The sequence below is a fragment of the Nitratidesulfovibrio termitidis HI1 genome (assembly GCF_000504305.1).
Taxonomy (GTDB): domain Bacteria; phylum Desulfobacterota; class Desulfovibrionia; order Desulfovibrionales; family Desulfovibrionaceae; genus Cupidesulfovibrio; species Cupidesulfovibrio termitidis.
Genome location: NZ_KI632512.1, coordinates 415820 through 442417, shown reverse-complemented (window position 1 = coordinate 442417; position 26598 = coordinate 415820). Strand labels below are relative to the sequence as shown.

Annotated in this window: 22 protein-coding genes and 1 tRNA gene; 6 read left to right on the top strand and 17 right to left on the bottom strand. The window is 65.1% G+C overall.

From position 1 onward, the window contains the following. The first annotated feature begins 55 nt into the window (after window positions 1-55). From DESTE_RS02000 to DESTE_RS01985, 4 genes are all read left to right on the top strand, one after another. The gene (locus DESTE_RS02000) at window positions 56-1282 is read left to right on the top strand and encodes a replication-associated recombination protein A (protein ID WP_035064465.1); all 1227 of its coding nucleotides are present in this window, start codon (window positions 56-58) and stop codon (window positions 1280-1282) included. Window positions 1283-1375: 93 nt separating this feature from the next. After that, window positions 1376-2047, top strand: a complete 672-nt coding sequence (locus tag DESTE_RS01995; RefSeq protein ID WP_035064462.1) for a glycosyl transferase family 2 — start codon at window positions 1376-1378, stop codon at window positions 2045-2047. Window positions 2048-2313: 266 nt separating this feature from the next. Further along, window positions 2314-3171 carry a lysophospholipid acyltransferase family protein gene (locus tag DESTE_RS01990; RefSeq protein ID WP_156925235.1) on the top strand — a complete coding sequence of 286 codons (858 nt, stop codon included), beginning with the start codon at window positions 2314-2316 and terminating at the stop codon, window positions 3169-3171. An 848-nt stretch (window positions 3172-4019) separates the two neighbouring features. Next, window positions 4020-4595, top strand: coding sequence for a TetR/AcrR family transcriptional regulator (locus tag DESTE_RS01985; RefSeq protein WP_035064459.1), 576 nt, complete (start codon window positions 4020-4022; stop codon window positions 4593-4595). Window positions 4596-4765: 170 nt separating this feature from the next. On the opposite strand, the gene DESTE_RS01980 is transcribed toward DESTE_RS01985, so the two are convergent. From DESTE_RS01980 to DESTE_RS01905, 17 genes are all read right to left on the bottom strand, one after another. Then, window positions 4766-5158: a hypothetical protein gene (locus DESTE_RS01980; protein ID WP_035064456.1), complete on the bottom strand. Its 393-nt coding sequence runs from the start codon at window positions 5156-5158 to the stop codon at window positions 4766-4768. Window positions 5159-5510: 352 nt separating this feature from the next. Then, window positions 5511-6638: a glutamate--tRNA ligase family protein gene (locus tag DESTE_RS01975; RefSeq protein ID WP_084559520.1), complete on the bottom strand. Its 1128-nt coding sequence runs from the start codon at window positions 6636-6638 to the stop codon at window positions 5511-5513. Window positions 6639-6949: 311 nt separating this feature from the next. After that, window positions 6950-7026, bottom strand: a tRNA-Arg gene (locus DESTE_RS01970). 255 nt (window positions 7027-7281) lie between these two features. Continuing rightward, entirely contained in the window at window positions 7282-8349 is a 1068-nt protein-coding gene (locus tag DESTE_RS01965; RefSeq protein ID WP_084559315.1) for an ADP-ribosylglycohydrolase family protein, read from the bottom strand. A gap of 74 nt (window positions 8350-8423) precedes the next feature. Then, window positions 8424-8924 carry a hypothetical protein gene (locus DESTE_RS17835; RefSeq protein WP_198015305.1) on the bottom strand — a complete coding sequence of 167 codons (501 nt, stop codon included), beginning with the start codon at window positions 8922-8924 and terminating at the stop codon, window positions 8424-8426. A 47-nt stretch (window positions 8925-8971) separates the two neighbouring features. After that, window positions 8972-10381 carry a sigma-54-dependent transcriptional regulator gene (locus tag DESTE_RS01960; protein WP_035064452.1) on the bottom strand — a complete coding sequence of 470 codons (1410 nt, stop codon included), beginning with the start codon at window positions 10379-10381 and terminating at the stop codon, window positions 8972-8974. A 5-nt stretch (window positions 10382-10386) separates the two neighbouring features. Further along, window positions 10387-11754, bottom strand: coding sequence for a two-component system sensor histidine kinase NtrB (locus DESTE_RS01955; protein WP_035064449.1), 1368 nt, complete (start codon window positions 11752-11754; stop codon window positions 10387-10389). 1 nt (window position 11755) lies between these two features. Then, entirely contained in the window at window positions 11756-12898 is a 1143-nt protein-coding gene (locus DESTE_RS01950) for an iron-containing alcohol dehydrogenase (RefSeq protein WP_035064445.1), read from the bottom strand. A 253-nt stretch (window positions 12899-13151) separates the two neighbouring features. After that, entirely contained in the window at window positions 13152-14039 is an 888-nt protein-coding gene (locus DESTE_RS01945; protein WP_035064441.1) for a hypothetical protein, read from the bottom strand. A 264-nt stretch (window positions 14040-14303) separates the two neighbouring features. Further along, window positions 14304-14792 (bottom strand): ferritin-like domain-containing protein, encoded by a 489-nt coding sequence (locus DESTE_RS01940; RefSeq protein WP_035064438.1) that lies wholly within the window; start codon window positions 14790-14792, stop codon window positions 14304-14306. 249 nt (window positions 14793-15041) lie between these two features. Continuing rightward, complete coding sequence (locus DESTE_RS01935; RefSeq protein WP_035064436.1) at window positions 15042-15929, bottom strand: FAD/NAD(P)-binding protein; 888 nt, start codon at window positions 15927-15929, stop codon at window positions 15042-15044. Next, a complete protein-coding gene (locus DESTE_RS01930; protein ID WP_035064433.1) occupies window positions 15922-17013 on the bottom strand; it encodes a 4Fe-4S dicluster domain-containing protein in 1092 nt (363 codons plus the stop codon). The genes DESTE_RS01935 and DESTE_RS01930 overlap by 8 nt, the downstream gene beginning before the upstream one ends. Beyond that, window positions 17013-18506 (bottom strand): hydrogenase iron-sulfur subunit, encoded by a 1494-nt coding sequence (locus DESTE_RS01925; protein ID WP_035064430.1) that lies wholly within the window; start codon window positions 18504-18506, stop codon window positions 17013-17015. The genes DESTE_RS01930 and DESTE_RS01925 overlap by 1 nt, the downstream gene beginning before the upstream one ends. Then, the gene (locus DESTE_RS01920) at window positions 18494-20452 is read right to left on the bottom strand and encodes a CoB--CoM heterodisulfide reductase iron-sulfur subunit A family protein (RefSeq protein WP_035064429.1); all 1959 of its coding nucleotides are present in this window, start codon (window positions 20450-20452) and stop codon (window positions 18494-18496) included. The genes DESTE_RS01925 and DESTE_RS01920 overlap by 13 nt, the downstream gene beginning before the upstream one ends. Beyond that, a complete protein-coding gene (locus DESTE_RS01915) occupies window positions 20449-21420 on the bottom strand; it encodes a CoB--CoM heterodisulfide reductase iron-sulfur subunit B family protein (RefSeq protein WP_035064427.1) in 972 nt (323 codons plus the stop codon). The genes DESTE_RS01920 and DESTE_RS01915 overlap by 4 nt, the downstream gene beginning before the upstream one ends. Beyond that, a complete protein-coding gene (locus DESTE_RS01910) occupies window positions 21417-21977 on the bottom strand; it encodes a 4Fe-4S dicluster domain-containing protein (protein ID WP_035064424.1) in 561 nt (186 codons plus the stop codon). Before DESTE_RS01910 ends, DESTE_RS01915 begins: the two co-directional genes overlap by 4 nt. Before the next feature lie 276 nt (window positions 21978-22253). Further along, the gene (locus tag DESTE_RS01905; RefSeq protein WP_035064422.1) at window positions 22254-23435 is read right to left on the bottom strand and encodes an iron-containing alcohol dehydrogenase; all 1182 of its coding nucleotides are present in this window, start codon (window positions 23433-23435) and stop codon (window positions 22254-22256) included. Between the two features lie 481 nt (window positions 23436-23916). On the opposite strand from DESTE_RS01905, the gene DESTE_RS01900 reads away from it, so the two are divergent. After that, complete coding sequence (locus tag DESTE_RS01900; protein WP_425411680.1) at window positions 23917-26064, top strand: molybdopterin-dependent oxidoreductase; 2148 nt, start codon at window positions 23917-23919, stop codon at window positions 26062-26064. Window positions 26065-26073: 9 nt separating this feature from the next. After that, on the top strand, window positions 26074-26583 hold the full coding sequence (locus DESTE_RS01895; protein ID WP_035064416.1) for a 4Fe-4S dicluster domain-containing protein: 510 nt from the start codon (window positions 26074-26076) through the stop codon (window positions 26581-26583). Window positions 26584-26598: the final 15 nt, after the last annotated feature.

The following is a 26598-nucleotide window of genomic DNA, read 5'->3' as shown; positions in this document are numbered from 1 at the left end:
TCGTGTTCACGCCCGGCACCCGCCCGGCCCGCCTCACATTTCCGGAGACCATGACGTGACGTTGAAGCAGCCCCTGCCGGAGCGCATCCGGCCCAGCACCCTTGACGGCTTCGTGGGCCAGACCCACCTTACGCCGCGCATTGCCGCATTGCTGCGTGCCGAACGCCTGCCCAGCCTGCTGCTGTTCGGCCCGCCGGGGTGCGGCAAATCCACGCTGGCCCTGCTGCTGGCCAATGCCCACGGCACCAAGGTGTTGCGCCTTAGCGCGCCCGAGGCCGGATTGCAGCAACTGCGCCGCGCGCTGTCCGGGGTGGACGTGCTGGTGCTGGACGAGTTGCACCGCTTCTCCAAGGCCCAGCAGGACTTTTTCCTGCCCATCCTGGAAAGCGGCGAAATCACCATGATCGCCACCACCACCGAAAATCCGTCCTTCAGCGTGACCCGCCAGTTGCTGTCGCGGCTGCATGTCATGCGGTTGCGTCCGCTGGGCCGCGAGGAACTGATGGAACTCGGCAGGCGCGGCGGCACTGCCCAGGAAGCCCCGCTGACTGACGACGTGCTGGACTTTCTGTCCGGCATGGCCCACGGCGACGCCCGCGCCATGCTGAACCTGGTGGAATACGTGGCCGGGCTGCCCGAAGAAAACCGGGGGCTGGACGGCGTGCGCGCCGCCATGCCGGAAATCGTCAGCCGTCACGACAAGGACGGCGACAGCCACTACGAACTGGCTTCCGCACTCATCAAGTCCATACGCGGCAGCGACCCGGACGCGGCCCTGTATTACCTGGCCTGCCTGCTGGAAGGCGGCGAGGATCCGCGCTTCGTGTGCCGCAGGCTGATTCTTTCCGCGTCGGAAGACGTGGGCCTGGCCGACCCGCAGGCCCTGCCGCTGGCCGTGGCCTGCCAGCAGGCCGTTGAATTCGTGGGCATGCCGGAAGGGTTCATTCCCATGGCCCAGACCGTGGTGCACCTGGCGCTGGCCCGCAAGAGCAATTCCAGCTACGCCGCCTACCTCAACGCCGCGCGAGAGGTAAAGCTGAACGGCCCGCAGCCCGTGCCCATGCACCTGCGCAACGCCGCCACCAAGCTGCAGAAGGACTGGGGCTACGGCAAGGGGTACAAGTACCCCCACAACTATCCGGACGGCTGGATAGAGCAGGACTACCTGCCCGACGGCCTGACGGAACGCCGTTTCTACCAGCCCAAGGAACATGGCGACGAGCAGCGGTTGTCCAACTGGTGGCGCAGGCTGGTCCGCCAGCGCAAGCCGCGCAGCGAGTAGCGGCCCCGCAACGCCGCATTGCCACCCGGCTTGCCAGACCGGACGCACCGCCCACCGCAACCGCACGACGCGCCAAACCCGCCGGAACCTCCCATGCCCGAAACCACGCCGCGATATTCCATCATCACCCCCAGCAGAGGCGACCGTCCGGTAGCCTTGGGGCTGGCCATCGACAGCGTGCGGGCGGCCATGGAACGGGCCGAGTTGGCCCCCGGCGACACGGAAATGCTGATCGGCTTTGACGGCGTGAAGGGTGAACGGGTGCGGCCCGACGGCTTCGTGCGCTGGTTCGACTTCCGGCCCGACAAGGACTACGGCAACGCCATCCGCAATGGCCTGCTGCGGGCCGCGCGCGGCAGGCGCATCCTGTTCCTGGACGACGACAACTCGCTGACGCCGGAAGCATTCCTCATCTATGAAGCATACCCGGACGTGGACCTGCTCATCGCGCGCATCGACGTAAGCCTGGCCCACAAGGCCGCCTACCTGCCGGTGATCGAGGAAGGACGCGATCCGGTGTGGCAGAGCAACATCGACCCGCTGTGCCTGTGCATGACCCGCGAGCTTGCCGTGGTGCGTTGCGAAGGCTGGCAGGGTCGCAGCTACGAGGCGGACTATCGCAACATGCTGCGCTATTACCGCCGCGCCCGCAGCGTGCAGTTCACCGACCGCACCGTGGGCATCTACGATTCCGGGCGGGGTCTGGACGCGGGCGGGCTGAATTTCCGGCAAGTGAAAAAGGAGCAGGAAAGCGCCGCGTCCTGACCGCACGCCGGTATGGCTTTGACCGACCGAACGAATCCCGTTCGTCAATCGCGGGCGGCCTGAATTTCCGGCAAGTGAAGAAGGAACCGGAAAACGCCGCGCCCCGGCGAATGCCCCTGCGGTATCCATCAGCCATCCAACCGCCCGCAAAAGGTATTTTCCTTTCCCTGCCGCCGGGATATACGGCGGTGCAGCGCACGTTTTCCGCTCCAGTTCATGCCGCAGCCGCGCGCCACGTGCCGACAAGACCGCAAAGGGATACCTACATGACCAACGCCGACATCCCCACTCCCAACATGCCCGTGCCCAACATACCCGTGCCTGACATGCCCGTGCCGTTCAAGGGCGATACATACACCACCCCTGCCGACGCGGCTGGCCCCATCGCCCGGATGTTTCCCACACTTGCCTACTACCCGATGATGGCAGGCATCGTGTGCCGCGCGGCGGCAGCGGCCGTGCGTGGGGAATATCCTGCTGCGGCGTGGGTGGGCAGCAGTCTGGAGGTGGTCCGCGCGCTGGAGCGCACCGGGGTGCGCCTGCTCATAGAAGGCATGGAACATTTCACACGCCTGGAAGGGCCGTGCGTGTTCGTGGGCAACCACATGAGCACGCTGGAAACCTTCGTGCTGCCCTCCATCATCCAGCCGCACAAGGATGTGACCTTCGTGGTCAAGCAGAGCCTGGCCGACTACCCTGTGTTCAAGCATGTGCTGCGCACGCGCGATCCTATCACCGTGGGACGCGTGAACCCGCGCGACGATCTGGCTGCCGTGCTGGAAGGCGGCGAGGAACGGCTGAAGCGAGGAATTTCCGTCATCATCTTTCCGCAGGCCACGCGCAGCGACACCCTGGACCCGAAGACCTTCAACTCCATCGGGGTCAAGCTGGCGCGCCGTGCCGGTGTGCCCGTGGTGCCGCTGGCCCTGAAGAGCGATGCCTGGGGCACCGGCTGGCCCATCAAGGATTTTGGCCCCATCCGCCCCCAGCGCACGGTGCACTTCCGCTTTGCCGCCCCCCTTGCCGTTTCCGGCAACGGCAAGGAGGAGCAGGCCGCCGTGTACGCCTTCATAGAAGGCTGCCTTGCCGAATGGCGCAATGAAATTCGTGCAATTTCATCTTGACAGGCGGTGAAGTGTTGACACCCACCCGAGTGGGTACTATAGTTTCTTCGCACTGATTGATTACCCAGTCAGCTTAGGGCGCGATCTGCACCATCCACCCTCCGGTATGCACCTACCGGTCAAGCTCTCCTGGCATCAGTACACTCCTCTCCGAGGCGGCTCCCTTTCACGGGAGCCGTCTTGTTTGTTTAATCAGTCAATTCGCGGTATGCCAAACCGGCTTCCCCAACTGCCCGCGTCAGGAAAAGTGCACATCTCAGCGCCGCTATCTCCAGACAAGGCACAGCCCCCGCCACCAAACGGCACACCCTGCCGCCCTTGACGTGTCGCCCTCACGATGCTAGCTATTGATTGCTTGGCCAAACAAACCGGCCCGACGCACTCCGCCTGCCTCCTTCACGCTTTCCTGGACAGGTTCGTCGGCGCCCTCGGTGCGCAAGGTGAGCAACGGAACACTCCTCACGAGACGGCCCCATTGTGGGGCCGTCTTCGTTTTTTGCGCCACCTTGCTGTCAGAGCACGACAAATGAAATTGAATTGATCAACCATTCAAATGCACGTGTTACTACAGCCCAGGGCAATGCAACATTTCCGAGGAATCTAGTTGACAAAACCCGCGCCAACATTTTCACTGTGCGCACAGGCGGCGTTGACTGCCCCATGCATGTAAGCTACACAGGTGCAGCCCTTCGTGGCCCCTCGCCGGGCCGTCAGCGAAGGTTCAAGTGTTCCCGGTGTTCCGTCGGGTGCGGGTCCGACGGTTCTTCTGCGGCTCCACGACGAGCATCCGCCCGTTCGGATGCGGAGCCCCTGTATATACACCTCAAGCACTACCACGGGCCGTTGATATGAGCATCTCGAAAAAAGAAGCACTGCTTCATGCGGCAAAAGAGCTTTTTGGTGAATACGGCTATGCCGACACCACCTTCAAGAAGATTTCCGAACGCGCCGGCGTGGCCCTTGGGCTGCTGACGCACCATTACGGCAACAAGGAAAAGCTGTTCCTTGCCGCGGGCATAGACGTGCTCGAACAGTTTCTTGGCGTGCTGCGCGACGCCTCCGCCAGGGGCAAGAACGGGTACGAATCGGTCATCAACTTCTGCACCGCCTACCTCGACTTCTCCGTGGACAAGACCTCCAACTGGCTGGTGCTTGTGCGGTGTTCGCCCTACAGCGACATGAAGACCAAGACCGATCGCGACCTGATGTACGAAAAGTTCAACCAGGTCCCCCGCGAACTGGAAACCCAACTGCGTCGCGGCGTGGAAGATGGCTCCATCCGTCAATTGCCGGTGCATGAAACTGCCCAGGTGATCATTTCCATGATGGTCGGCGCCAACCGTACCCGCCTGCTGACCCCCTATGCGCCGCCGAACCTGTACGAAGAGGCCATCCGCTTCATTTCGCGCAGCATTGCCCCCTAGGCGCCCTACTCCCGGAATCGAAACGAAGCCGCCCCGTTCGGGGCGGTTTTTCGTTGCAACGCAAAGAAGCCGAACCCACCGGGCTCGGCTTCTTGTCGTCAGTCGTCACCATGGTGACAGGGACTCAGGCGGCATGCTCCCCATCTGCCGGAACCGCACGAGGGGAGAGATCAGCCGAAGGTCACCAGCAGCGGAATGACGTGCAACGTGCGCGACATCTCGCGGGTGGGCAGCAGGCGCCATTGCAGCGCGCCTTCGGTCTTGTCCAGGGCGCCAGCAATCTTGGCCACCACACCGGGCAGATCGATGACGGGGTGCCGCTCGAACACCTGCGGCAAGCCGTAGGTAAGATTGCAGGCCAGACAGTGGCCGGGGCGCTGGGTGAGCCGGAACGAAAATTCCATGCCGTTGGCGTGCTCGCCTTCGAAGGTCAGGGCGATGTCGTAGGCGCCGTCTTCCGCGTCGCCATACAGGGCGTCGAAAAAGGCGTTCGCCCGCTCTGGCGGAAACATGGCGGCAAGCCGTTGGGGGGTGAAGATGCATTCGCTGCTGGTGGTGGGCATCGCTGTTCTCCCTTTTCGCGGCAGTGGCTGGCGGCGCTGAATCGATACCCCGTCAGTGCGCGGCGTGCCTTCCGGAACGGATGGACACATGCGCCCATGGAGCGAAAAACGGTCCCGGCGCGCAGGGCCGGGCGGCGGAACCCCTTGCCATTGGCGGAGTTCGTGAAAAATCTGGCTAGCATGCACGGGGCGGCGAAGCAAGTCCCTTACAAAGCGGGGCCGGGGATGCCAGAGCACCCCAGTCCGGCCCGTACCCGCCCCATACCCTGCCCCGCCCAGTACCCCCGGCTGCCCCCGGCACGTTCCGAAACGCGGCCCGAGGCGCGGCCCGGAAAATACCCTTCATTGCCCCCTACCCCATCCGGCCCAGCACATCGGCGACAGCCACGGGCAGGATCACCGGCTGGCGAACCACCCTTTCCAGGTCGAATTCCCCGGCAAGTTCGCGCGGCGTCGCCAGTTCCGGCGCATCGCGCAGGCCCAGCCGCCAGGCAAGATACCCCACGATGGCCCATGGCGACACGCCCGCCGTGCGCAAGGCGGCCACGGCCAGCGAACCATGCCGCTTGGCCAGCCGTTCGCCCTCGTGATCCAGCAGCAGGGGCACGTGCACGTATTCCGGCACCGGCGCGCCCAGCAGGTGGTACAGCCATATCTGACGCGGCGTGCTGGCCAGGATGTCGTCACCGCGCACCACCTGGGTGATGCCCATGGCGATGTCGTCCACCACCACCGCCAGTTGGTAGGCGAACACCCCGTCGGAACGGAGCACCGCGAAGTCGCCCCCGCACGCGGCCAGCAACATGCGCTGCGGCCCGGCGATACGGTCGGTGAAGGCGATCATCGTGTCGTCGCAGCGCACCCGCATGGCCGGGCGGCGTCCTTCGGCCAGTCGCCGGGCGCGGTCCTGCGGACCAAGGTCGCGGCAGGTTCCCGGATAGGCGGGGCCGCATTCCCCGGGGTGCGGGGCGGACGCCAGCAAGCGCAATTCCTTGCGGGTGCAGAAGCAGGGATAGACATGCCCTTCCCGTTCCAGCCGGGCCAGCGCAGCGGCATACAGGGCAAGGCGCTCGCTCTGGGAATACGGCCCGTGGGGGCCGCCGCGACCCGGCATGTGGGTACGGCTGGGGGCAGCGCACGCGCCGGGTGGCGGCATGATCACCGGGGCGGGAGTCCTGGCTGACGGGGTGGCGGGCAGCGGAGCGGCCAGATCAGGCAGATCGGGCAGATCAGGCAGATCAGGCAGTTCGGGACACTCGGGTCCTTCGTCCCAGTCCAGTCCCAGCCACAACAGATCGCGAACCATGTCCGCCGCGAATTCCGGGCGTGACCGGTCCGGGTCGATGTCTTCCATGCGCAGCACCATTTGCCCCCCGGCGGCGCGGGCGCACAGCCACGCCATCAGAAAGGACGCGGCATTGCCGAGATGAATGTGCCCGGTGGGACTGGGGGCCAGGCGTCCACGTACGGGGCGGGCCAGGTCCGGCACTGCGGTTATCAGACACCCGGAGCGGTCTGCGGACGCTGCGGATGATGGGCGACAGCCTTGCGGCATTGAAGAGGAATCCTGAAGCGTCATGCCCGTAGCGGCATCACCTTCTGCCGGGAATGTCAAGGATGGTACAGGAAAACGTGAGGCGGTCAGGCTGTCACCGCTTTTTCTCGCACAAAATATCATGTATTATTGGATAGATATAAAATCAACAAACGAACAACAAACAAACGATCAATACGTAGCCCCTGAAACGACAAAGAGGATACGAGACAACCATCTCGTATCCTCTTGCGTTCTGGTGCGCCCGACAGGAATCGAACCTGTGGCCTACAGCTTAGGAGGCTATCGCTCTATCCGACTGAGCTACGGGCGCAGGAATCGAAGGTGTCTAGACGATGCCGTAGCGCATTGTCAAGGTCAACATCGACGGCGCGCGGCTACACGCACGCAAAAACGCATCTTTGGCTCATGGCATCTGAGGATGCTGGGCAACCTACGGGCAACCAAAACCCCTTGGCACGACATTCAGCCAGCAAGAATCCACAACAGATTCCGCGCATCCGCCTGCTTTTCCGGAACGTCGCGACAAAAAACCAAGCAGTCACCTGCAGCCTGGGAGGCTATCGCTCTATCCCGCCGTCACCTGCCCGGCCAGTCGCATGGCCAGTGCGCGCAGATCCTCGCCCTCTTCCAAGCCGTCGATGAACCGCTGCGGAATACCGGCCAAGCCCACCTGTGCCCCTACCAGCGCCCCTGTCAGAATGGCGCGCACCTGGTTCTGCCCGCCACCGTTCACCGCGTGCAGCACGGCGGACTCGAAGTCGTCGTGAAAGCGCGCCGCAAGATAGTAGGCCGCCGGAAGCATGTGGTAGATGGCGCAAGGCATGCCATACACCAGCGAAACCTTCCACGCCGGTTCGATACGGATGTCCGGGTCCGCCGCTGCCGCCGCCATGTAGCCGGGCGACAGCAGCGCATCGGGCGAGGCAAACCGCCCGGCGCGCGGCGGGTCCGGGTCGCCGGGACGCGGGGCCTGCAAGCCGTCGCGGGTTACCGCATGAAACGGCAACACCCCATCCTTAACCTGATGCATTAACGTTTCGGAAATTTCCGGGGTCAGCCGGTGCCCTTGCACCAGCAGGGCCAGCACCGCGCCATAGGCCACCGTGAGCGACAGCACCACGTCGTCGCCCTGGGTCAACGCTGCGTTACCGATGACGGCGGCGGCCAGTCGGGCGGGTTGCGTGGCGTAACGCACCGCTATGGCCAGGGTACGCTCGATGGCCTCGGTGGTGTCCGCGTGGCCTGCGGTCTGCCCCCATGGCAGCCCCTGCTCCACCCTGCGCCGCCATGCCTCGCGGATGGACTGGCTGGTGTAGTTGCCCGGTCCGCTCACCGGCTGCCCGTTGAGCAGCGGAAACAGCTCCTCGTCCATGCGGCGGCAAAAATCGGCCTGGTCGTAGTCGCCCCGCTCCACCAGCGAGCGCACCATCAGCTTCAGGATGAACCCTGCCTGCGACAGTTGCCCGGCCTTCATGCCGTCGTGGTAGCGGCCCGGCTTCGGGTCGGTGTACCCGCTGATCCAGTCGCCGTAGTCACGCCGCAGTTCGGCAAGGTCATAGTACCAGTGCGGGCCAAGGCCCAACCCGTCACCGATCCACGCGCCCATCAGCGCCCCGGCGGCGCGGTTATGCATAGCATCAACAACAGACATTAAAAACGCTCCTAGGAGTCGCTAACGGGTTTCGCCCACTCCTCGTTACACGTAACTCACAGCGAATAAGGAGATGCTTCAACATTATTCTCTCCTTTAAAACAATCGTCCTTAAACCGAAATCCCAAAGCACTAGTCAGTCGTACAACATTCTTAAGGTATAAATTAAACTTTTTATTTACAGAATTGCTTTTGGCATATGCAAAATCGAAACACCGTGCAACAACACACATCTTCTCAAATAAAGCATTCAAATCTACCCCAACAGCACAATGCTTATCATAATCGAATATTGCCCTACGCCTCCCTGCATGATCTCTTAACACATTCTCTGTATCAACATTCGAATCACCGTAATCAGTAAAAACAGGAATGTTCCGAAGAACGTCTAGCAAGGACCAAAAAACTTTTCTTGATATTTTCGCAATAGGGCTTTTTGGACCGTAATACAGTATGATATCAATATTTATATCATATATTGTACGACATGCATCCTCAAGCGTGGAGCTTACAAATTTATGTTGCACCTCACTCAACCCTACTTTCCGCTTTGCCATATTCACCTCGCACAGGCTCATAGCATGCCAATCATTAGACCGCCCCTCTACCCGATGTCATACTCCCGCATCTTCCGGTACAGCGTCTTGCGGCTGATGCCCAGCGCCGTGGCGGCCAGCGAGCGGTTGTTGTCGTAGAATTCCAGAATCCGGGCGATGTGTTCGCGCTCCATGGCCTCCAGCGTCAGCGGCCCCTGCGATTCGCCGCTTGCGCCATGCAGCCCCGACGCGCCGCTTCCCGTTCCGACGCCTGCGCCCCCGCCAGCCCCGCCAGTTCCCCCTGCAAGCCCCGCCAGTTCGCGCGGCAGGGCATGCTCGGTAATCAAATTGTTTTCCGCCAGTATGATGCTGCGTTCCAGCACGTTGCGCAGTTCACGCACGTTGCCGGGCCAGGCGTACTGCATCAGGCAGGCCATGGCCCGGTCGGAAATGCGCAGATCGTCGCGCCCGTTGCCCAGACGGGCCAGAAAGAATTCGGCCAACAACGGAATGTCCTCCTTGCGCTCGCGCAGGGGGGGCATTTCGATATTGAACACGTTGATGCGGTGGTACAGCGCCTCGTGAAAGCGCCCGGCCTCCACCTCGCCAGCCAGTGAACGGTTGGTGGCGAAGATCAGCCGGATGTCACAGCTGCGGTGGTCCTTTTCGCCCACCCGACGGTAGGTCTTGTTTTCCAGCACACGCAACAGCGACGCCTGTACCTCCACCGGCAACTCGCCTATCTCGTCCAGAAACAGGGTGCCCTTGTTGGCGAAGGCCATCAGCCCGTCGCGGTTTTCCAGCGCGCCGGTGAACGACCCGCGCACATGGCCGAACAGTTCGCTGCGGGCCAGCTCCTTCTGCAACGTGGCGCAGTTCTTGATGATGAAGGACTTGTCCGCCCGGTTGCCCAGCGACTGGAGGGCGTGCGCCGCCACCTCCTTGCCCGCCCCGCTCTCGCCGGTGATCAGCACGGGCACGTCGGTGGGGGCCACCTTTTCGATCAGGTAGCGCACTTCCTTGATGCCCTGCGAATTGCCGATCAGGGTCACCGCCGGGCGCGCGCCGTCGTGCGCGTGGCGCAGGGCGCGATTCTCGTTGCGCAGAAAGGCCCGCTGATAGGCGCGCTCCACCACCACTTCCAGTTCCGTCAGGTTGAACGGCTTGGTGATGTAGTCGTAGGCGCCCAGCTTCATGGCCTCCACGGCGTTGTCGATGTTGCCGTGCCCGGTGATCAGGATGACCTCGGTCTCCGGGTATCGCTGGCGCAGTTCCACCATGAATTCGATGCCGTCGGCATCCGGCAGGCGGATGTCCAGCACCACCACCTCGTACGTGGCGCGGCGCAGCCGTTCGCGCGCCTGCCGGGCGCTGGTGGCCACGTGCACGGCACGGGTGGGGGTGGAAAGCTCCTTTTCCAGCAGCTTGCCGATGGACGGTTCATCGTCCACGGCCAGCACGGTGTAGGTGGTGCGCACGTCGATTACTCCGGCGGAAGCGGCAGCGTGACGGTGAACGTGGAGCCTTCGCCGACCCGGCTTTCCACGCGAATGTCCCCGCCGTGTTCCGTGACGATGGTATAACAGGTGGACAGCCCGATGCCGATGCCCCGGCCCACCGGCTTGGTGGTGAAGAACGGCTCGAACAGCGAATCGAGATGTTCCGGCGGGATGCCGCAGCCCGTGTCGTGCACGACGAACCCGGCGTGGCGTCCGTCGCGGAACGGAGTGACGGTGATGACCGGGGCCTCGCCCGCAGCGCTGTCGTCCGCCATGCCCGCCGCCCTGCCATCCGGCCTGCCCGCCGCGTTGCGGGCTGCGGAGTCTCCTCCGCCGCTGCCTGTTCCGTCGCCTGCATCGCCTACAGCGCCGCCCGCGCCTCCCTTCGGAGTGCACCGCTCGCCATCCGACCCGGATGCCCCGTCAAAGGCATCCAGCGCGTTCACCAGCAGGTTCAGCATCACCTGCTTCAGTTGCGCCTCGCAGCCAAGTATCACCGGGGCCGTGGGGCACAGCCGGGCATCAATGCGCACGCGGCGGTACTTGGGCTGCTTCAGATGGTTGTGCAGCAGCTTCAGGGTGTCGCCCACGACGCAATTGAGGTTCACGGGGGAAAATTCCGAGGAATGCGGCCTGCTGAAAGTCAGCAGCGAATGGACGATTTCCTGGCAACGGCCGCATTCGCCCAGGATGGTCCCGGCATAGTCCGCAAGGTCCGCGTGCATCTCCGGGTCCACGACGCCGCGCAACCGCTCCACCCGGCGCAGGATGCCCTCTGCAAAGCCGTGGATGGCCGTAAGCGGGTTGTTCACCTCGTGCGCCACCCCGGCGGCCAGCATGCCCACGGTGGCCATCTTTTCGGCCTGGTGGAACTTGGCCTGGAATTCCTTTTCCAGGGTCACGTCGCGCTTGAAGATGAGGATCTGACGATCCTGGGTGGCCGGATCCTTGATGGGCGAGGCCACCATCTCGAACTGCAACTTGCGCCCGTTGATGCGGAAGATGGACGTTTCGCGGCACACCTCGTCCGTGACGAACGAGCGGTGCGCCGGGCATTCCGGGCAGGGGTGGTCCTGCTGGCGGAAAATTTCGTAGCAGTAGCGCCCTTCCGGCTCGCGCACGCCCAGAATCTCGTAAAACACGTGGTTCACGGCAATGATACGCAAGTCCTTGGAAAGCACCATCATCAGGTCGGTGATGCCGTCCAGGATGGCCTCTATCTCCAGGCGGTTGCGCTCCGATTCACGGTGCGCGGCCTTCAGCTGCTCGATGGTCTGGCGCAGTTCCTGAAAGAAGCCCAGCTTGCTGTGCTCTATGCCGATGAGGTCGTCGAGGCTGGTCCCCTGGGTCATGTCACCACGCCTCTTCGCAGATGGTCAGCAGGTCCTGCCAGGTCACCGCGCGCGGGTTGGTCAGGGTGCAGGCGTCGTTGACCGCCGTGCGGGCAATGGTCTCCAGCGCCGACCGGTCGGGCAGCAACTGCCCCAGCCGCACCGGCACACCCAGCCCGGCAAAGAATTCGCCCAGCCGCTCTATGCCCGCGCGGGCAATGCTATCCGCGCTGGCCACGCGCGGCCCCACCACGATGCGCCCGATGGCCGCCAGCCGGTCCACGCTCACCGGCAGGTTGTAGCGCATCACATGCGGCAGCAGCACCGGGTGCACCAAGCCGTGCAGCACATCGAACATGCCCCCCAGCGAATGGGCCAGCGAATGGCCGATGCCGAGGCCCGCATTGCTGAACGACATGCCCGCCGCCGTGCTGGCGATGCTGAGCTGCTCCAGCGCCTGTGGGTCGCGCCGTTCCACGGCGGGCATCAGGTTGGCCATGATAAGCTCCATGGCGCGCAGGGCCTGATGGTCCGTGAACGGCGAGGCCAGCAGCGACAGGTACGATTCCACGGCATGAGCAAAGGCGTCGATGGCCGAGGCGATGATCAGTTCCTCGCTCTTGGTCAGCAGCACCTGCGGGTCGATGATGGACACGTTGGGAATCAGCGACCTGCTGATGATGGACATCTTCAGGCGGCGTTCCACGTCGGTGATGATGCAGAACTGCGAGATGTCCGACCCGCTGCCCGCCGTGGTGGGCAGAAAGATCATGGGCGGCAGGGGCCGCATGATCTTGTTGGCCCCCTCGTAGTCGCTGATGCGTCCGCCGTTGCCGACGATGGTGCCGATGCCCTTGGCCGTGTCCATGGGACTGCCGCCGCCCAGGGCGATGACCACGTCGGCGCGTTCCTCGCGGTAGATTCGCGCGCCCTCGTGCACCTGATGGTCGCGCGGGTTGGAACTGCAATCGGAAAAGTACACCCATTCGAGGCCGTTGCCGCTCAGGATGTCCATGACCCGTTCTACCCAGCCGCTGGATTCCAGGCCCTTGTCGCTGACCAGCAACACGCGCGAGGCACCCAGCCTGCGCGCGCACGGCGCAAGATGATCAAGGCTGCCATGCCCGAAGATGACCTCCGGAATGGCGAATTTGGTGATCCGCATGTGTCCCTGCTCCCGAAGCCCGCGCGCACGGCGGGGCGTCGCCTGCCCTGTATGTCTGTCTCGCCGGACAATCTCACCGGGCTGGCCAGTCTGCCCACCTTGGGCGGCCAGGCCCGGCGTACCGGTATGGGCAATGCACGGGCAAGCCCGTACAGGCCCACGTCACCGCGCGCGTCGTCCCACAACGTCGCGCGCGGGGCTGCCGCGCAGCCGCCCATGGCAGCGGTGCGGCACTGTCACCCGCTCATCCCCGCTATGTCAGCAACCTGCACAGCTGGGGCATGCTCTCGCCGCCGTGCCCGCACACGGCAGCATGCGAGCCGCCGGGGCGATGGCCCGGCTGAACGATCACGAGCCCGTCAGAACGGGTGACCATGTCGCGGATATAACCACGCCGGGCGAATTCCTGCAACAGCGGCAGGATATCCCGGCCCTTTCCCCCGGGCGCCAGGGCCCGCAGGCGTTGGGGATCGATCAGGCAGGTTTCGCGCAGGGTCCAGGCCACGCCCATCAGCCACTTGCCCAGACCGTCGCGGCCCAGCGTGGCCCTGTCCGCGATGAAACGCGCAGCACCCGGCGCATGGCACAGCGCCTCGAAGGGCTCGGGGCCGAACTCGATGCGCAGGGTGCCGGATGCCTCATCGCGCACCACGGCGGACACAAGCTGCATGCGTGCCGCAAACCGGCCATCATCGCAGGCCATGCGGGCCTCGTGCAGGCGGTGCAGCCGCGTGGCAAAGCGTGCCGCCCCTGCCCTGCCCCCAAGCCCGGCCAGCCGGGCGGGTTCGTCCGCCGGGCAGCGCAGCCGGGGGGCACGTCCGCCCTGGCGCAGGGCCAGCAGCAGGCAGGCCAGGTAGACGTCCAGATCACTCTGGTCCAGCCACGGCCCCTCGCAGGTGACGGCGGCGGAAAGCGCCAGCGGCGTCACCGGGCGCAGGCAATGGCGTTCCGCGCGCAGATAGGCGGCGGCGAACAGGTCGGATGCCAGGAACAGCGAGGGGATATGATCCAGAAAGACACGCTCGTCGGCAATGCTCCACGCGGGAACACCGCCGGACTGAACCGCGCGAAAACCGGAGGACGCCGGGGCCATGTCCGGATCACCCAGGGGAGAGGAATCGAAGGGGGATGCTTGCAACACCAGGGCCTCCCGTACTGGCGGGCGGCACGGACGACAACGCGCCGTGGCACACTGCCAGGCTGTATCCGCCGCCCGCGGGAGGCTGCACAGGGCGGTCATGCGACGCTGACCATGGAGATGACGGACGGCCGGGTGCCTCTTTCCGGCCGTCCGCCCCTCCATTGCGCCGGACCGCACCCGGTGCGGACCGGCCCCGCGCGCGCCGTTGCGTCAGTCGTCGCGCGCGGAACATGCGTGCACCAGCGGCCGCTGGTGCGCAAAGGGCTATGCGTGCACTTGCGCCAGCATGGCGGTAAGGGCGCGCAGATGGGCGCGTTCTTCCGCAATGCAGGCATCCACCGCCGCCTTTTCCTGAGCGGGCACCAGTTCGCGCATTTCGGTGAAGAACAGCAGAGTGTCCTTCTCGAACTGGATGGCCATGCGCAGGGCGGCGGCATGGTCGTCGGCGGCCCCCTTGAGCGCAGTCAGGGTACCGGCCTGGGTAAACAGCGCGTGCGAATCGAGCAGCGCGTGCAGATATTCCACGTACTCGGCGGCAATGCTCCAGGCGGGCAGTTCCACGGGGCCGACGCGGTCGGCCATGGCGCGGAAGGTTGCCTCGTGCCTGGCCTCTTCGGCGGCCAGGTGCTGGAACAGCGCCTTGACCTCTGGCTTGGTGGCCATGGCCACGGCCTGATTGTACACGTCCTGGCCGCGCTGCTCGATGCGGATGGCGGCGGCGGTGACGTCTGCTGCGTTGAAGAACTCGGCCATATGCTCTCCGTAGGTCCCCGGCGCGGCGCTTCCGCGCCGGGGGCTTGTGGACTGTCTGTTGGAAGCGAATCCGCTCTGCGAACCGTGCCCCTTCTTCTCTTCAGGGGGTGTCGTCACAAGTGGGATTTTTGTTCTCTGCCGAGGAAGAGAGCCTTTTCATGGAGGGAGGATACTCTTGTCGTATCTGACCGGAATGAAAAGGCGATCTGACGAAGGCAGAGGGCAAAAAGCACCTTGTGGCGGCACCGCCTAGAGTTCGTTGGGCAAGTCGCGCAGTTCGGCGTAGGTAAACACCGGCCCGTCCACACACACGTACTTCGTGCCGATGTTGCAGCGCCCGCAGATGCCGATGCCGCACTTCATGCGCCGCTCCAGCGTGGTGTAGATCTGCTCGTCGGCGAAGTGCAGCTTCTTCAGCGCCTCCACCGTGAACTTGATCATGATGGGCGGGCCGCACAGCACGGCCACGCTGTTCGCGTTGGACGGGGCAAGGTCCAGCAGCACGTGGGGAATCAGCCCCGCGCGGTGCGGCCAGTCTTCCGGGGCCTGGTCCACGGTCAGCGTGGTCTGCATGTCGCTGCGGCCCAGCCATTCCTGCACGTCGTCGCGGAAGGCCATGTCCGTGGGCGTGCGCGCGCCGTACAGCAGCGTGATGTTGCCGTAGTCGGCGCGGTTGTCCAGCATGTACAGCAGCAGCGTGCGCAGCGGAGCCATGCCGATGCCCCCACCTACGAACACGATATCCTTGCCGCGCATGTCCTCGAACGGAAACCAGTTGCCCAGCGGGGCGCGCACGCCCACCTTGTCGCCGGGCTTCAGCCCGTGCAGGGCGGCGGTCACCTCGCCTGCGCGCATGATGCTGAACTGCAGGTAGTCCATGCGGGTGGGCGGCGAATTGATGACAAAGGTGGATTCGCCCACGCCGAACAGCGAAAGCTGGCCCACCTGGCCGGGGTTGAAACGGAAGGCTTCCATGCGCGCAGGGTCGTCAATGCGCACGCGCAGGGTCTTGATGGCCGGGGTTTCCTGCACGGTTTCCAGCACGGTGGCCACGTCGGGCAGGTAGGGGTTGTCGGTGAACCCCGTGCCCAGGGTGGTGGCGTGCGCGCCCGCTTGCGGGGTGATGGCATCAGGCATTGGGGGTCTCCTCGTTGGCTTCGGTGGCGCGCACCACCATCTCGCGGATGTCCACGGATACCGGGCAGCCGGTGATGCAGCGGCCACAGCCGTTGCACGACACAACGCCCTCGTGCAGTTGCGGATAGTACGAGAACTTGTGGCCCACGCGGTTGCGCAGGCGCAGGGCCTTGCCCATGCGCGGGTTGTGGCCGCTGGCCTCGCGGGTGAACAGCGAGGACATGCAGTTGTCCCAGCTGCGCAGCCGCCTGCCGCGCATGCCGTCGCCGCCGTCGTTCTCGTCGGTGATGTTGAAGCAGTAGCAGGTGGGGCACAGGTAGGTGCACGCCCCGCAGGACAGGCACTTGTCCGACATGTCGCGCCAGAAGCCGGAATCGCCGAAGCGTTCCAGCAGCCGGGCAGGCGTGGCGGACAGGTCCGGGGCCGGGCTTTGCGCATCCAGCGCCGCCAGGGTGGCCGCGTGCACGGCCTGGGCGGCGTCCGCACGGGCGGCGTCGGCTTCCGGCAGGTTGGCCTGTTCCAGCACGGCACCGCCGCGCTCGGTGACGGCCATTGCCACGAAACCGGCATCAGCGCCACTGCCCACGGGGGTCAGCAGGATGTCCGAGCCGGTGGCGTCCGCCGGGCCGCAGCCGGTCCAGTGACAGAAGCAGGTGGACCCGGCCTTGGTACAGGCCATGGTGACCACCACGGTGGCTTCGCGCCGCGCCGCGTAGTACGGGTCGCGGTGGGGGCCGTTCAGATAGACCCTGTCGAAGATGTGGAAGCCGCGTGCGTCGCACGGGCGACTGCCGAAGATCAGCGCCGGTTCGATGTCCACGCTGGAATCCAGCCGCACCGTGGTGCGACCGGGGTCGTTGGGATCCTTTTCGCGGATGAAGGCGAACAGCCGCTCGCTCTGCGGAAAGATGACGCCCTTGGGCGGCACCGTGGCGCGGGCCAGCAGCGGTTCCTCGCCTTCCGCGCGGGGGCGGAAGACCACGGCATCGCCTTCCCTGCGGGGCGCATACGTCACGCGGCCCCGCGCCATGTCGTCGAGGGCGCGGGCAAGCTCGCCGCGCGCGATGTATCGTGCGAAGCTCATCACAGCCCATGCTCCTTGATGTTCTTTTCTTCCACGGCAAAGGCCAGCAGCGGCGGCACCGCGTCCACGTCAACGCCGGCGCGGTAGTCGAACAGGGTGCGCACCGAACGGTTCATCCACTGCTTGAGGGCCAGCACCGGAATGTTCACCGGGCAGGCCCGCTGGCATTCGCCGCATTCGGTGCAGCGCCCGGCCAGGTGCAGGGCATGGATGACCTGGAACTGCAACTTCTCGCGCACGTTGCCTTCCTGGGTGGTCCAGTGCGGGTCGCGGCTTTCGGCGATGCAGTGGTCGCGGCACACGCACATGGGACAGGCGTTGCGGCAGGCGTAGCAGCGCAGGCAACGGCTCATCTGGGCGCGCCAGAAGCCGCGCCGCTGTTCCGGGGTCATGGCGTCCAGGGCTTCGAGACTGGGCGGCGCGTCGGGCGCGGGGCCCGCCGAGGCGGAGGCGCTGCCCTCCACCACGTCGCCCAGCAGGGGCACCGGGGTGTCGCAGGTGCGGCACTTTTCGGCCACCATGTCGGTCAGCTTGAGCCGGGCGGGGGCTTCGCCTTCAAAGGACAGGTTGTCGCCGTCAACGCCTACCGAAGAAGGCGCCGTGTCGGCGCAGATTGCGCCATCCGCGTTACCGGTGCCGTCCAGCGCCTTCTGCACGCGGGTCATGTCCACCACGCCCTCGCAGGGCATGCCGAACACCCGCACGTTGTCGGGCTCCACCAGCTTTTCCTGCAACAGCTCGATGACCGAGCGGCTGTCGCACCCCTTCACCACCACGCCCACCTTGCGGTTCTTGAACTGCGGCAGGTAGGTGGCCAGGTTGTGCACGTTCAGCGGACCCCAGGTCAGCTTGTCCACGTCCTCGGGCTTGCGCATGAACAGCGGCGTGGCGTGCAGCGCATCAAAGCCCTGCTGCCAGCCGATCACGCATTCCAGTTCCGGCAACGCCGCGCGAATCTTTTCGCGCAGTTGCTCCAGCGATGCCGCCAGCGTTCCCGCCGCCGGGTAGGCAAGCGGACGCAGTGGCGCGCGCGGGGTGTCGCCCTTTTCTGCCAGCGGCAGGTACGGAGCGGCTTCCTCTATGCGCGGGGCATGCCCCAGCTGGTGCACCTTTTCCACGAAGTTCGATACGACGTTCTTCCAGCGCTGCCCTTCCGACGCGGACACCCAGGTGTACTGGAAGCGGTCCGGGTCGATGCCGAGGGCGGGCAGGAAGGTCTTCAGCGTTTCAAGCCGACGTCGGGCGTAGAAGTTGCCCTGGCTGTAGTGACAGTCGCGCGGGTGGCAGCCGGAAACCAGCACGCCGTCCGCGCCGCCAAGCAGCGCCTTTACCACGAACATGGGATCCACGCGGCCCGAACAGGGCACGCGGATGATGCGCAGGTCCGTGGGCTGCGAGAATCGCCCGACCCCGGCGGTGTCGGCACCGCCGTACGAGCACCAGTTGCACAGGAACCCTACGACGCGGAGTTCCTTCCCCTTCAGGACAGGCATAGTGCGTTGACCTCCGCGAGGATCTGGTTGTCGGTGAAGTGCTGCAGCTGGACGGCACCCTGAGGACAGGTGACCGTGCAGATACCGCAGCCCTGGCACACCGTTTCAATGACGCGGGCCTTCATCTCGCCGCGCAGTTCCATCCATTCGATGGCCCCGTAAGGGCAGGTGGTGATGCACTTGCCGCAGCCCACGCAGCGGCGCACGTCCACCTGCGATATCTGCGGGTCGCTTTCCAGCCTGCCGCGCGAGAAAAGGCCCAGCACCTTAGCCGCCGCCGCGCTGCCCTGCCCCACCGAGGACGGAATATCCTTGGGGCCCTGGCACGCACCGGCAAGGTAGACCCCCGCGGTATTGGTTTCCACCGGGCGCAGCTTGCAATGGCTTTCCATGAAAAAGCCGTAGTTGTCGTACGAAATGCGCAGCTTTTCGGCCAATTGCGGCGCCCCGTGGGACGATTCCGCCCCCACGGCCAGCACCACCAGGTCGGCGGGCACCTCCACCTGTTCGCCAAGCAGCGTGTCTACCCCGCGCACCAGGTAGGTGTCGCCCTGCGGGACGATCATGGACACGCGGCCGCGCACGTACTGCACGCCGTACTCTTCCATGGCCCGGCGGGTGAACTCCTCGTACATCTTCCCGTTGGCGCGAATGTCCATGTAGAACACGTAGCTGCGCGAATCGGGGATGTGGTCCTTGGTCAGCACCGCCTGCTTGGCGGTGTACATGCAGCAGAAGCCGCTGCAGTACGGGCGGTCCACCGAACGGTCACGCGAGCCCACGCACTGGATGAACACCACTGTCTTGGGCTCTTTTCCGTCGGACGGGCGCTTGACATGCCCGCCCGTGGGGCCGGACGCCGACAGCAGCCGCTCGTACTGGAGCGAGGTGATCACGTCCGGGTAGCGCCCGCCGCCGTATTCCGCGTACCTGGTGTAGTCGAACAGATCGTAGCCCGTGGCCGTGATGATGGCCCCCACTTCTTCAGTCACCACCTGATCTTCCATGTCGTAGCGGATGGCCCCGGTGGGACACACCTTGGCGCACACGCCGCACTTGCCCTTGACGAACTGGCGGCAGGACGTGGGATCGATGATGGCCTTCTTGGGGATGGCCTGCGGGAACGGGATGTTGATGGAAGTGGTAACGCCCACATGCTCGTTGAACGCATCGGGCGACTTCTTGCTGGGGCACTTTTCCATGCACAGGCCGCAGCCGGTGCACAGTTCCCAGTCCACGTAGGTTGCCTTGCGCCGCACATCCACCTTGAAGTTGCCCACGTAGCCGCCGATCTTCTCGACCTCGGCATGGGCGTACAGGCGGATGTTGGGGTGCTGCGACACGTCCACCATCTTGGGGCCAAGGATGCAGCTGGAACAGTCCACGGTGGGGAAGGTCTTGTCCAGCTTGGCCATCTTGCCGCCGATGGTCGATTCGCGTTCCACCAGCACCACTTCGATGCCGCCGTCGGCGCAGTCCAGCGCGGCCTGGATGCCAGCCACCCCGCCGCCGATGACCAGCACGCGCTTGGTCACGTCGAACGACTTGGGGTACAGCGGCGCGTTCAGGCGCAGCTTTTCCACGGCCATGCGGACCAGTTCCGCCGCCTTGTTGCTGTTGGCCTCACGGTCCTTGCCGATCCACGAGACATGCTCGCGGATGTTAGCCATTTCGAACATGTAGCGGTTCAACCCGGCCCGTTCCACCGTGCGGCGGAAGGTGGGCTCGTGCATGCGCGGGGTGCACGAGGCAACCACCACGCCGTCCAGCGCATGTTCCTTGATGGCGTCCACGATGGCTGCCTGCCCCGGTTCGGAGCACGCGTACATGGTGTCGGAAGAAAAGACCACGTCGGGGTAGGCGCGGGCCACCTCGGCCACGCCGGGCACGTCCACGGTGCCGCCGATGTTGCTGCCGCAGTGGCAGACGAAAACACCTATTCTCATGCCCTGCCCCCTTCGGCCCGTTCAGTCTGCCCTGCATGGGCCTTCACCGAGCGCGCCGCCTTGGCGGCCTCTTCGGCCTGCCGCGCCGCAACGGCCTGCGCCGCGCGGCGGAAGGCGATGGCCGGGTCCACGCACAGCTGTTCCAGCCCCAGTTCCGCATCCGGCACGCCCAGGGCGCGCCCCAGCAACTGGGTGAAGTAGAACACCGGCATGTCCACGGCATTGCCGCCGGGCCATTCCACCTGCGTCTGGCGCAGGTCCAGGTTCATCTGGCACAGCGGGCAGGCCACCACCACGGCGTGGGCACCGGCGTCGCGCGCCGCGCCCAGCAGCCGCCCGGACAGCCGGGCCACGATGTCCCGCCGCGTGACGCCGTACGAGGCCCCGCAGCATTCCACCTTGTAGGGGAAGGGTACCACCTCGGCGCCCAGCGCCGTGAGCAGGTCGTCCATGGAGGTGGGGTTTTCCGGATCGTCAAAGCGCATGACGTCCGCCGGGCGGGTCATGATGCAGCCGTAATAGGGGGCCACGCGCAGCCCGGCGAGGGGCTGGCGCACCTTGGCGCGAATGGCGTCCAGGCCCACGCGGGTCACCAGCGTTTCCAGCACCGACTGGACGTCGGGCAGGTCGGCCAGCTTGTCGGCAGATTCGTCCAGCAGGCGACCGACCTTGGCGCGAAAGCCGTCGTCGGCCATGCGGTGGCGGGCGGTCTTGAGGTTGGAAAGACAGCTCGGGCAAGGGGTGGCCACGGTGTCGCAGCCCGCGCGGGCCGCGCCCACCAGATTGCGGGCCGACAACGCGCCCGACAGGGCGTGCTCCAGCGCGTGGGCCGGAGTGGAGCCGCAGCAGCTCCAGTCCGGAATATCCGTCAGCTTCACGCCCAGCGCCGCGCAGGCGGCCCTGGTGGAGCGTTCGTACTCGCGCGAGGTGCCGAGCCCCGAACAGCCGGGGTAGTAGGCGAGATTCATCGCGTCCTTTCCTCCTCGTAACGCTGGAAGATACGGGCGATCTCGTCCCGGCCCTTGATGTCGTGCGGCATGGGGGAAAGTTTGCCCTTGGGCGCAATGCGCGGCAGAAGGTCTATGTCGGTCCACACCCTGCCGGTGCGGGCCACGTAGTTGGCCACCACGCCCAGTTCGTAGACCCTGCCGTGCTTGCGCACGGAAGCGAGGAAGGCATCCCAGAAAGTGGTCACGCCCTTCTCGGCCACCCGGCCCTCGCGCCGGGCTATGTGGCGCAGAACGTCCATCACACGCGCCACGTCGATGTTGTTGGGACAGCGGGTGGTGCAGCTGGAGCAGGACAGGCACAGCCAGATGGAACGGCTGTTCAGCACCTTGTCCTTCCGGCCCGCCTGCAGGTTGCGCATGATCTGGCTGACCTGGATGTCGTAGGCGAACCCGCACGGACACCCCGCCGTACAGTTGCCGCACTGGTAACAGTGCGTAAGATCCTGCCCGCTCTCCTCCATGACAGCATGGATGAAGTCGTCGTCGCGAACAGTTTCAAGGTTGGTCACGTCCATGTCGTTTCCCGGCACGTTGCGGTTGCGCGCTTACGGGTGCCGCCGCGGGAAGGGGAAGGAACTCTCCTTCCCGCAGCGGCTGAAAGCGCAAGTGGGGATAGTGTCACAAAACCGGTCGGGCCGATCTGGTCACTTCATATGAAGGAAGGGACCAGCGTGGGGGGCCTTCATGTGCCCGCGCGGGAATGTTGGTGCATCCCCCGCGCGGGCCGGTCTGCAGGTGGGGTTGCCCGCCGTCACCCTGAAAAGGACCACGCCCGGCTTTGTCTGTACCCCTTACATGGCCGCTTCGTAAATGGCCGCGACATCAGCATCGGTAGGACAACGCGGATTGGTCAGACCGCAGGCATCCTTCTGGGCGTTCTTGGTCATGATGGCGATGTCCTTGGCCTTCACGTCCTTGCCGTAACGCTTGCCAAGGGCCACCAGGCCGGCAGGAATGCCCACGTCCGCCGACAGGCGCTTGATGGCGCAGATGGCCTTTTCCGCCGCGTCGCGCACCGAAAGACCGCTGATGTTCTCGCCCAGCAGTTCGGCGATGCGGGCAAAGCGGTCCAGCTTGGCGATAAGGTTGAACTGCGAGACGTGCGGCAGCAGGATGGCGTTGCATTCGCCGTGCGGCAGATCGTAGAAGCCGCCAAGCTGGTGGGCCATGGCGTGCACGTGGCCGAGGCTGGCGTTGTTGAAGGCCATGCCCGCCAGGTACTGGGCGAAGCACATGCGTTCGCGGGCCTCGATGTCGCGCCCGTTGGCCACGGCGCGGCGCAGGAAGGTGGCGATGAGCGAGATGGCCTGCTCGGCACAGGCGTCGGTCATGGGGGTGGCGATGGTGGAAACGTAGGCTTCCACGGCGTGGGTCAGGGCGTCCATGCCGGTGGCGGCGGTCAGCGCCGGGGGCATGCCCATCATCAGCAGCGGGTCGTCCAGGGCGATGGTGGGGGTCACGCGCCAGTCAACAATGGCCATCTTCACCTTGCGGCTGGTGTCGGTGATGATGCAGAAACGGGTCATTTCCGAGGCGGTGCCCGCCGTGGTGTTCACGGCCACGTAGGGCGGCATGGGCTTGGACGACTTGTCCACGCCTTCGAAGTCGTGAATCTTGCCGCCGTTGGCGATGACAAGGCCGATGCCCTTGCCGCAGTCGTGCGAGCTGCCGCCACCCAGGGTGATCAGGCTGTCGCACTTGTTCTTCTTGTAGACTTCCACACCCTTGTGGACGTTGTCGTCGGTGGGGTTGGGAATGGTTTCGTCGTACACGCTGTAGGCCATCTTGGCGGCGTCCAGCAGGTCGGTGATCTGCTTCAGGATGCCCGCCTTGACGATGCCCATGTCGGTGACGATGAGCGGCTTGGACCCGCCGAGCGCCTTGATCTTTTCGGGGATGGCCTTGGAAGCGCCAATGCCGATCAGGGTAACGCTGGGAATGAAGAACCCGTAAACCTGTTCCTGAACTGCCATGTCTGCCTACCTCGCTGAGTTGGGGTTAGCGACGTCATCGCGGGGCCCGTAATCCCCGCGAACACTCCTGCCCCCACTAGAGCAAGGACGGGGCCAAAGTCTCTTCTCCTGTTATTCCGTTATACTGCATTATTTGACGCTGGTGCGACTGGTGACTACTGGCCCGGTCACGCACGGACACACCCGCCCATCGGGCACGATACAGCATGTTTTCGTGCCTATGGACCTGCGCAGGCCAAGGTATGGCGCGGGCTGGCGGGACACGGGACAGAATGGGCCACCCCACGGGCCAGGTTGGGTCGAAATGCTACATGTGCTAGAAAAAGCACAATAAGCACGCCAATCCTGCAAATCGTGATTGTTTTCACGAAACCCTCTCGATTTTTCACGGTCACGCGTGTATCGAAATGCGTGTTCCTGTTACAAACGACACATGCGGGGCTTCGCTTGCCTGTTGCGGACTACCGCTGATAGGCGGGGCATGCTCAACCAGATATCCAACGGCAGGCAAACACCGGAGGCAGCCATGGCAGGCAGGCAACAGGTGTACAGTGTATGCGGCATGTGCAGCGTGCGCTGTCCCATCGTGGTCGAGGTGGAGGACGGCAAGGCCGTTCGCATCGAGGGCAACCCCAAGTCGCCCCTCAAGGGTTCGCTGTGCGCGCGCGGCGCGGCGGGCATCGCCCTTGAAATGGATACGGAACGTCCGCAGCGTCCGCTGATCCGCGTGGGTGAGCGCGGCGAAGGCAAGTGGCGCGAAGCCTCGTGGGACGAGGCCCTGGACTACGTGGCCGGAAAGCTGAAGGACATCACCGCCGCCCACGGCGGGCGCAGCGTGCTCTTTTCCGACCGGGGCGGCCCCTTCGTGGACCTGCACCAGGCGTTCGTGCGCGGCCTTGGTTCGCCCAACTACTGCAACCACGACAGCGCCTGCGCGCGCAACGTGCAGCACGCCGCCAAGTCGGTGATGGGCATCGGCCGCAAGGAAGTGGTCTACGACTACCGCAACTGCAAGCACCTGGTGTTGCAGACCCGCAATATCCTCGAGGCCATCAACGTGGCTGAGGCCAACGCGGTGCTCGACGGCCTTGAAAAGGGCTGCAAGCTCAGCGTGGTGGATATCCGCGCCACCTTCACCGCGGGCAAGGCCGACAATTTCTACATGGTGCGCCCCGGCAGCGACCTGGCCTTCAACCTGGCCGTCATCCACGTGCTGATCAACGAGGGGCTGTACAACAAGCCCTACGTCGAAGCGCACGTGCAGGACCTGGACGCGCTGACCCAGCATGTGGCCGCCTGCACCCCGCAGTGGGCCGAGGCCGAAACCGGCGTGCCCGCCGCTGCCATCACCGCGCTGGCCCGCCAACTGGCCGAGGCCGCGCCCAACGTCATCTGGCACCCCGGCTGGATGGTGGCCCGCTACGACGATTCGTTCCACGTCTGTCGCACCGCGTACATCATCAACGCCCTGCTCGGCTCCATCGGGGCCAAGGGCGGCCTGCCCATCGCCAACAAGCCCGGCGACGTGGGCCGCAAGGGCCTGAAGAAGCTGGTGGACCTGTACCCCGCCCCCGAAGAGAAGCGCGCCGACGGCGTGGGCTGGCGGCATACCCAGTTCGACGGCGGCCCCGGCCTGATCAACCTGGCCTACGACGCCATAGCCACGGGTGATCCGTACCCGGTCAAGGCGTACATCTGCTACCGGCACGACCCGCTGATGGCCATGCCCGACGCGGAAGCCATGAAGCGCAAGTGGGAAGGGCTGGACCTGCTGGTCAGCGTGACCTTCTCGTGGTCGGACACGGCGTGGCATTCCGACGTGGTGCTGCCCCTGTCCACCTACCTTTCGCGCGAGAGCATCATCGCCTCCAAGGGCGGGCTGAAGCCGCAGTTCTTCGTGCGCAAGCGGGCCATGCAGCCCACGCTGGACACCAGGGCCGACTGGGAAATCCTGTGCGGCCTTGCCAGGCGGCTGGGCATGAACAAACTGGCCTTCGAACGCATCGAGGACATCTGGGAGTACCAGTTGCAGCCCACGGGCGTGACCGTGGCCGACTTCGACGCCAAGGGCTTCGTGGAACTGTGCGATGCACCCAGGTACCGCGAGGACGCGGAACTGAAGTTCGGCACCGGCTCCGGCAAACTGGAGATGATCAGCCCCAAGTGGACCAAGGCCGGGGAACCCAGCCTGCGCCCCTATGCCGCGCCCCCCGCGCCGCCGCAGGGCATGTTCCGTATCGCCTTCGGGCGCACGGCGCTGCACACGCAGGGCCACACCGTGAACAACCCGCTGCTGGCCGAGCAGATGGCCACCAACGTGGCCTGGATCAACACCGCACGGGCGGCGGAACTGGGCATTGCCGACGGCGAGATGCTGGAAGTGCTGGACGCCAAGGGCACCGCCGCCGGGCGCATCCGCGCCTTCGTCACCGACTTCGTGCACCCCGAGGCACTGTTCATGGTGCACGGCTTCGGCCACCGGCTGCCGGTGGAATCGCGGGCGCGGGGCAAGGGCGTGGCCGACCAGGAACTGATGCCCGGCGGGCTTGAACGCTACGACCGCGCCGGGGGCGGCATCTCCATGCAGGAACACTTCGTCGCCGTGCGCAAGGCCGCGGCCAGGGCATAGGGGACACACATGAGCACCTACTGCATCGTCACCGACGAACGCCGCTGCATCAGCTGCAAGGCGTGCGAAGTCCATTGCAAGGTCAAGAACGCCATGCCCGTGGGCATCAAGCTGGGCGAGCACTTCACCGAAGGCCCCGTGCCCGGTCCGAACGGCGCGCCTGCCTACCGCACCCTGTACATGCCCTGCTTCCACTGCGAGGAGCCGGAATGCGTGGACGTGTGCCCCACCGGGGCCATGACCAAGCGCGAGGCCGACGGCATAGTATATGTAGAGGCCGACGACTGCATCGGCTGCGGCGCCTGCCTGGAAGCCTGCCCCTGGCACATTCCCCAGTGGAACGAGGACGGCGACAAGGCCGTGAAGTGCGACCTGTGCATGGACCGCATCGACGCCGGGCTGAAGCCCGCCTGCGTCACCGGCTGCACCACCCATGCGCTTGCGCTGGTCGGCCAGGACGACCCCCGCTACGAGGAACAGCGCAAGCGCGCGCCGCAGCGGGTTCTGGCGGAAAGATAACGAAAAAGCGCCGGG

What these genes read in the sequence shown, in the direction of transcription:
- DESTE_RS01995 (WP_035064462.1), top strand. Translation starts at nt 1,376, where the DNA reads ATGCCCGAAACCACGCCGCGATATTCCATCATCACCCCCAGCAGAGGC.
- DESTE_RS01990 (WP_156925235.1), top strand. Translation starts at nt 2,314, where the DNA reads ATGACCAACGCCGACATCCCCACTCCCAACATGCCCGTGCCCAACATA.
- DESTE_RS01985 (WP_035064459.1), top strand. Translation starts at nt 4,020, where the DNA reads ATGAGCATCTCGAAAAAAGAAGCACTGCTTCATGCGGCAAAAGAGCTT.
- DESTE_RS01980 (WP_035064456.1), bottom strand. Translation starts at nt 5,158, where the DNA reads ATGCCCACCACCAGCAGCGAATGCATCTTCACCCCCCAACGGCTTGCC.
- DESTE_RS01965 (WP_084559315.1), bottom strand. Translation starts at nt 8,349, where the DNA reads ATGCATAACCGCGCCGCCGGGGCGCTGATGGGCGCGTGGATCGGTGAC.
- DESTE_RS17835 (WP_198015305.1), bottom strand. Translation starts at nt 8,924, where the DNA reads ATGGCAAAGCGGAAAGTAGGGTTGAGTGAGGTGCAACATAAATTTGTA.
- DESTE_RS01955 (WP_035064449.1), bottom strand. Translation starts at nt 11,754, where the DNA reads ATGACCCAGGGGACCAGCCTCGACGACCTCATCGGCATAGAGCACAGC.
- DESTE_RS01950 (WP_035064445.1), bottom strand. Translation starts at nt 12,898, where the DNA reads ATGCGGATCACCAAATTCGCCATTCCGGAGGTCATCTTCGGGCATGGC.
- DESTE_RS01940 (WP_035064438.1), bottom strand. Translation starts at nt 14,792, where the DNA reads ATGGCCGAGTTCTTCAACGCAGCAGACGTCACCGCCGCCGCCATCCGC.
- DESTE_RS01935 (WP_035064436.1), bottom strand. Translation starts at nt 15,929, where the DNA reads ATGCCTGATGCCATCACCCCGCAAGCGGGCGCGCACGCCACCACCCTG.
- DESTE_RS01930 (WP_035064433.1), bottom strand. Translation starts at nt 17,013, where the DNA reads ATGAGCTTCGCACGATACATCGCGCGCGGCGAGCTTGCCCGCGCCCTC.
- DESTE_RS01925 (WP_035064430.1), bottom strand. Translation starts at nt 18,506, where the DNA reads ATGCCTGTCCTGAAGGGGAAGGAACTCCGCGTCGTAGGGTTCCTGTGC.
- DESTE_RS01920 (WP_035064429.1), bottom strand. Translation starts at nt 20,452, where the DNA reads ATGAGAATAGGTGTTTTCGTCTGCCACTGCGGCAGCAACATCGGCGGC.
- DESTE_RS01915 (WP_035064427.1), bottom strand. Translation starts at nt 21,420, where the DNA reads ATGAATCTCGCCTACTACCCCGGCTGTTCGGGGCTCGGCACCTCGCGC.
- DESTE_RS01910 (WP_035064424.1), bottom strand. Translation starts at nt 21,977, where the DNA reads ATGGACGTGACCAACCTTGAAACTGTTCGCGACGACGACTTCATCCAT.
- DESTE_RS01905 (WP_035064422.1), bottom strand. Translation starts at nt 23,435, where the DNA reads ATGGCAGTTCAGGAACAGGTTTACGGGTTCTTCATTCCCAGCGTTACC.
- DESTE_RS01900 (WP_425411680.1), top strand. Translation starts at nt 23,917, where the DNA reads ATGCTCAACCAGATATCCAACGGCAGGCAAACACCGGAGGCAGCCATG.
- DESTE_RS01895 (WP_035064416.1), top strand. Translation starts at nt 26,074, where the DNA reads ATGAGCACCTACTGCATCGTCACCGACGAACGCCGCTGCATCAGCTGC.